The organism is Rhodovarius sp. (assembly GCF_040399605.1).
Lineage (GTDB): Bacteria > Pseudomonadota > Alphaproteobacteria > Acetobacterales > Acetobacteraceae > Rhodovarius > Rhodovarius crocodyli_A.
The window spans coordinates 14,539-19,047 of sequence record NZ_JBBARU010000068.1 but is presented as its reverse complement, the minus strand read 5'-3'; the positions used below and the strand labels follow the sequence as shown (position 1 = coordinate 19,047).

Genomic DNA, 4,509 nt, shown 5'->3' with positions numbered 1-4,509 from the left:
GAGTTATAAAATCGAAAGCTTTGGGGGTTGTCTGACGGTCTGCAAGACCGATTAAGAGCCCCAGTCGTTCATTTGAACTATATCGACTGATCGAAGGTGCAGGAAACTGAGTTTCCTGCCGGGGTGCTCGAGGGGCAGCGCCCCTCGACCTTACTTCCCCAACAAAAAACCCCAGGCACTTCCGTGCCCGGGGTTCCCTGTCACTCAGTCGGCGTGGGGAAGGATTACTCCTTCCCGGCCATTTCCCGCTGGCGGCGGATGGCCGCGCCCAAGATATCGCCCAGCGATGCGCCGGAATCGACCGAGCCGAATTCCTTCATCGCTTCGCGTTCTTCCTCCACTTCCTTGCCCTTCACGGTCAAGGAGAGGCGGCGTGCGGCGCGGTCGACGGCCACGATCTTGGCCTCGACAATCTCGCCGATCGCGTATTTTTCCGGGCGCTGGTCCTGGCGGTCGCGCGCGAGTTCGGCGCGGCGGATGAAGCCGGTGAGGATTTCCTCGACCTTCACCTCGATGCCGTTCGCTTCCACCTTGGTCACGGTGCAGTTCACGATATCGCCCTTGCGGATGCGGTCCAGCACTTCGGCGGCCGGGTCGGCTTCGAGCTGCTTGATGCCGAGGGAGATGCGCTCCTTCTCGACGTCGACGTCCAGCACCTTGGCCTTGACGATCTGGCCCTTCTGGTAGGCGGCCATCGCCTGCTCGCCCTGCACATCCCAGCTGATGTCGGACATGTGGACCATGCCATCCACATCGGCTGCGATGCCGATGAAGAGCCCGAATTCAGTGATGTTGCGGATTTCGCCTTCGATGATCGAGCCGGGCGGGTTGGCGTCCTGGAAGACTTCCCAGGGGTTGCCCTGCGCCTGCTTGAGGCCGAGCGAGATGCGGCGCTTGGGCTCGTCCACGTCGAGGATGAGCACATCGACCTGTTCGGAGGTGGCGACGATCTTGCCCGGGTGGACGTTCTTCTTCGTCCAGGACATTTCGGAGACGTGGACGAGGCCCTCGACCCCCGGTTCCAGCTCCACGAAGGCGCCGTAATCGGTGATGTTGGTGACGCGGCCGGCGAACTTGCCGCTGACCGGGTATTTGATGGCCACGCCATCCCAGGGGTCGGACATGAGTTGCTTCATGCCCAGGCTGATGCGCTGGGTTTCCTGGTTGAAGCGCACCACCTGCACCTTCACCGGCATGCCGATGGTGAGGGCTTCGGAGGGGTGGTTGATCCGGCGCCAGGCGATATCGGTGACGTGCAGCAGGCCGTCGACGCCGCCGAGGTCCACGAAGGCGCCGTAATCGGTGATGTTCTTCACCACGCCGTCGAGGATCATGCCTTCCTTCAGGCCCTGGATGAGTTCGCTGCGCTGTTCGGCGCGGGTCTCTTCCAGAACGGCGCGGCGCGAGACCACGATGTTGCCGCGGGCGCGGTCCATCTTGAGAATCTGGAAGGGCTGGCTCATGCCCATCAGGGGGCCGACGTCGCGCACGGGGCGGATATCGACCTGGGAGCCGGGCAGGAAGGCCACGGCGCCGCCGAGATCGACGGTGAAGCCACCCTTGACGCGGCCGAAGATGATGCCGTTGACGCGCACCTGGGCGGCGGCGGCTTTTTCCAGCAGGGTCCAGGCTTCCTCACGGCGGGCCTTTTCGCGCGAGAGCACGATGGCGCCGTCACGGTCTTCGTAGCGCTCGATGAAAAGCTCGACCATGTCGCCGGGCTTGACTTCGGGCTTCATGCCCTGGGGGGCGAATTCCTTGAGGGGAACGCGGCCTTCGCTCTTCAGCCCGACATCGACCACGGCCACATCATCATCGATGCGGATCACGCGGCCGGTTACGACGGAGCCGGCGAAGCCGGTATCGGCACCCATCATCTCATCGAGAAGGGTGGCAAAATCCTCGGTATCACCGAGGGTGTTGGCTTGTGCCATAAAGTTGATCTGTCCTGTGTGGGCGGTTGCGCCCACGAAGCTCTGCGCGGCCGCCCAGGGGCGGAGACGACTTGCGGAGGCTGGGGCCATGCCCAGTTCCGCCCTGTTTCCGGGCGCGTGACGGCTCGCCCGGTATCCGCTTTGGGTTGACGCACAAAGCGCCAGAGGCTTTGCGCCCTGACGTTATTCGCGGTCTATCGGCCGGTTATGGGCGGGGGTCAAGCGGGAAAACAGCGGCTTGGGGCGGGTTTTCCGCTGTTCAAGCCGCAAAGGTGCGTGGTTCAGATGCTGTCTGAAGAGAGTTTGGTGTTCAGCAGCGTCATGGCGGCGGTGAAGGCGGCCTGGGCATCGAGGTGGGTTGTGTCGAGCAGCATGGCATCGGCGGCGGGGCGGAGCGGGGCGACGGGGCGGTTTTCATCCTGCGCGTCACGGTCGCGCACTTCGGAGAGGACCTGGGCGTAATCGGCGGTGATGCCGCGGGCGAGCAACTCGGCATGGCGGCGGCGGGCGCGCTCCTCGGCCGAGGCGGTGACGAAGAGCTTGGCCTCGGCTGTGGGGAAGACGACGGTGCCGATATCGCGCCCATCGAGCACGGCGCCATGCTCGCGGCCGAAGCGGCGCTGGAATTCGAGCAATTCCGCCCGCACATCGCCAATGGCGGCAACGGCGGTGGCGGCCATATCGGCCACCGGGCCGCGCAGATCGGCGCGGGTGAAATCCGCCGGCTGCAGGGCGCGGGCGGCGGCGAGGGCGGCGGGCACATCGCGGGGGTCGGCGCCCGCATCCAGCACGCGGCGGCCCACGGCGCGGTAGAGCAGCCCGGTATCGAGATAGGGCAGCCCGAAGGTGCCGGCGAGGCGGCGGGCCAGCGTGCCCTTGCCGGCGGCGGCCGGCCCATCCACGGCGATGATCATGCCAGCGGCAGGATCGCCTGGCAGCCCGCCACGCGGTTCACCAGGGCGGCGAAGCCTGGGAAGCTGGTCTCGATGAAGCCGGCATCATCAACCGCCATGCCGGCCTCAGCCACCAGGCCCAGCACCAGGCCGGACATGGCGATGCGGTGGTCCATATTGGTGGTGACCACGCCGCCGCCGGGCACGGTGCCGCCATGGACCAGCAGGTCATCACCCTCGATCTCCACAGACGCGCCGGCGGCGCGCAGCATGGCGGCGGTGCCTTCAAGGCGGTCGCTCTCCTTCACCCGCAGCTCGGCCAGGCCGCGCATGCGGGTGGTGCCGCGGGCGGCGGCGGCGGCGACGGCGAGGATGGGGTATTCGTCGATCATGCTCGGTGCGCGGCTGGCGGGGATATCGGCGCCTTGCAGCTGGGTGGCCTTGACCACGAGGTCGCCCACCGGCTCACCGCCCTCGATGCGCTGATTGGTCAGCGCGATATCGGCGCCCATATCGGTGAGGCTGGTGAAAATGCCGGCGCGCAACGGGTTGAGGCCAACATTCTCGATGATGATATGGCTTCCCGGCACCAGCAGCGCCGCCACGGCGAGGAAGGCGGCGGAGGAGGGGTCGCCCGGCACCACCACGGGGGCGGCCACCAGCTCGGGCTGGCCGATGAGTTCGATCACCCGGCCATGTCCCTCAATGCCGACATGCACGGTGGCGCCGAAATGTCGCAGCATATTCTCGGAATGGTCACGCGTGGCCTCATCCTCGATCACCCGGGTGGTGCCGCGGGCGCAGAGCCCGGCGAGCAGGCAGGCGGATTTCACCTGGGCCGAGGCCACTGGCAGGCGGTAATCGAGCGGCAGGGCGTCTCGCGCGCCCTGAACGGCGAGTGGCAGGCGGCCGCCCTCGCGGGTGAAGAAGCGGGCTCCGGTGGCCGAAAGGGGGTCTGTCACCCGCTTCATCGGGCGGCGGCGGAGGCTGGCATCGCCCGTCATCACCGCGAAGATGGGGTGGCCGGCGAGCAGGCCGCAGATCAGCCGCGCGGCGGTGCCGCTATTGCCCATATCCAGCACATCGGCCGGCTCGGTCAGCCCGCCGACGCCGCGGCCGGAGACGCGCCAGCTGCCATCGCCCAGCCTATCCACGGTAGCGCCCAGCAGGCGCATGGCGGCCGCAGTGCGCAGCACATCCTCGCCCTCCAGCAGGCCTTCGATGCTGGTGGTGCCCACGGCGAGGGCGCCGAACATCAGCGCGCGGTGGGAAATTGACTTGTCGCCCGCCACCCGCAGCCGGCCGGAGAGGGGCTGCGTGGGGGGGGCGGAGCGGAGCGGCCTGGCGGCGGAAACGTCATGCATGGTGGGCGTGGTTTGACAGGGGGTTGGTCGCATGGCAATGCGCCGCACCCTGGACACGGTATTGCTTCCTTCAGGCCCGGGGAAGCACACCTTCTATAAGGCATTGAGCATGGCGAAGCCCGACCTTGGATTGAAACGGACCTGCGTGTCCTGTGCGGCGAAATTCTACGACATGACGAAGCAGCCTGCGGTATGCCCGAAATGCGGCACCGAGCAGCCGGCCGAGCAGCCCCGGCCCAAGCGCGGCCCCGCCGTGGTGGATGAGAAGCTGAAGAAGCGCGCCGCTGCCGGTGGCGATGCCGAGACCGATGATGTCGA

4 protein-coding genes are annotated in these 4,509 nt (G+C 67.0%); 1 reads left to right on the top strand and 3 read right to left on the bottom strand.

The genetic code is table 11. The features are described 5' to 3' along the window. Positions 1-224: 224 nt before the first annotated feature. From rpsA to aroA, 3 genes are all read right to left on the bottom strand, one after another. On the bottom strand, positions 225-1,934 hold the full coding sequence (gene rpsA / locus ABWP84_RS14850; RefSeq protein WP_353212821.1) for a 30S ribosomal protein S1: 1,710 nt from the start codon (positions 1,932-1,934) through the stop codon (positions 225-227). A 281-nt stretch (positions 1,935-2,215) separates the two neighbouring features. Continuing rightward, positions 2,216-2,848: a (d)CMP kinase gene (cmk, locus tag ABWP84_RS14845; protein WP_353212819.1), complete on the bottom strand. Its 633-nt coding sequence runs from the start codon at positions 2,846-2,848 to the stop codon at positions 2,216-2,218. Continuing rightward, positions 2,845-4,191: a 3-phosphoshikimate 1-carboxyvinyltransferase gene (gene aroA, locus ABWP84_RS14840; RefSeq protein WP_353212818.1), complete on the bottom strand. Its 1,347-nt coding sequence runs from the start codon at positions 4,189-4,191 to the stop codon at positions 2,845-2,847. Before aroA ends, cmk begins: the two co-directional genes overlap by 4 nt. Positions 4,192-4,222: 31 nt before the next feature. On the opposite strand from aroA, the gene ABWP84_RS14835 reads away from it, so the two are divergent. After that, positions 4,223-4,509 (top strand): TIGR02300 family protein (locus ABWP84_RS14835; protein ID WP_408904278.1); only part of this gene is annotated, 287 nt, incomplete at its 3' end.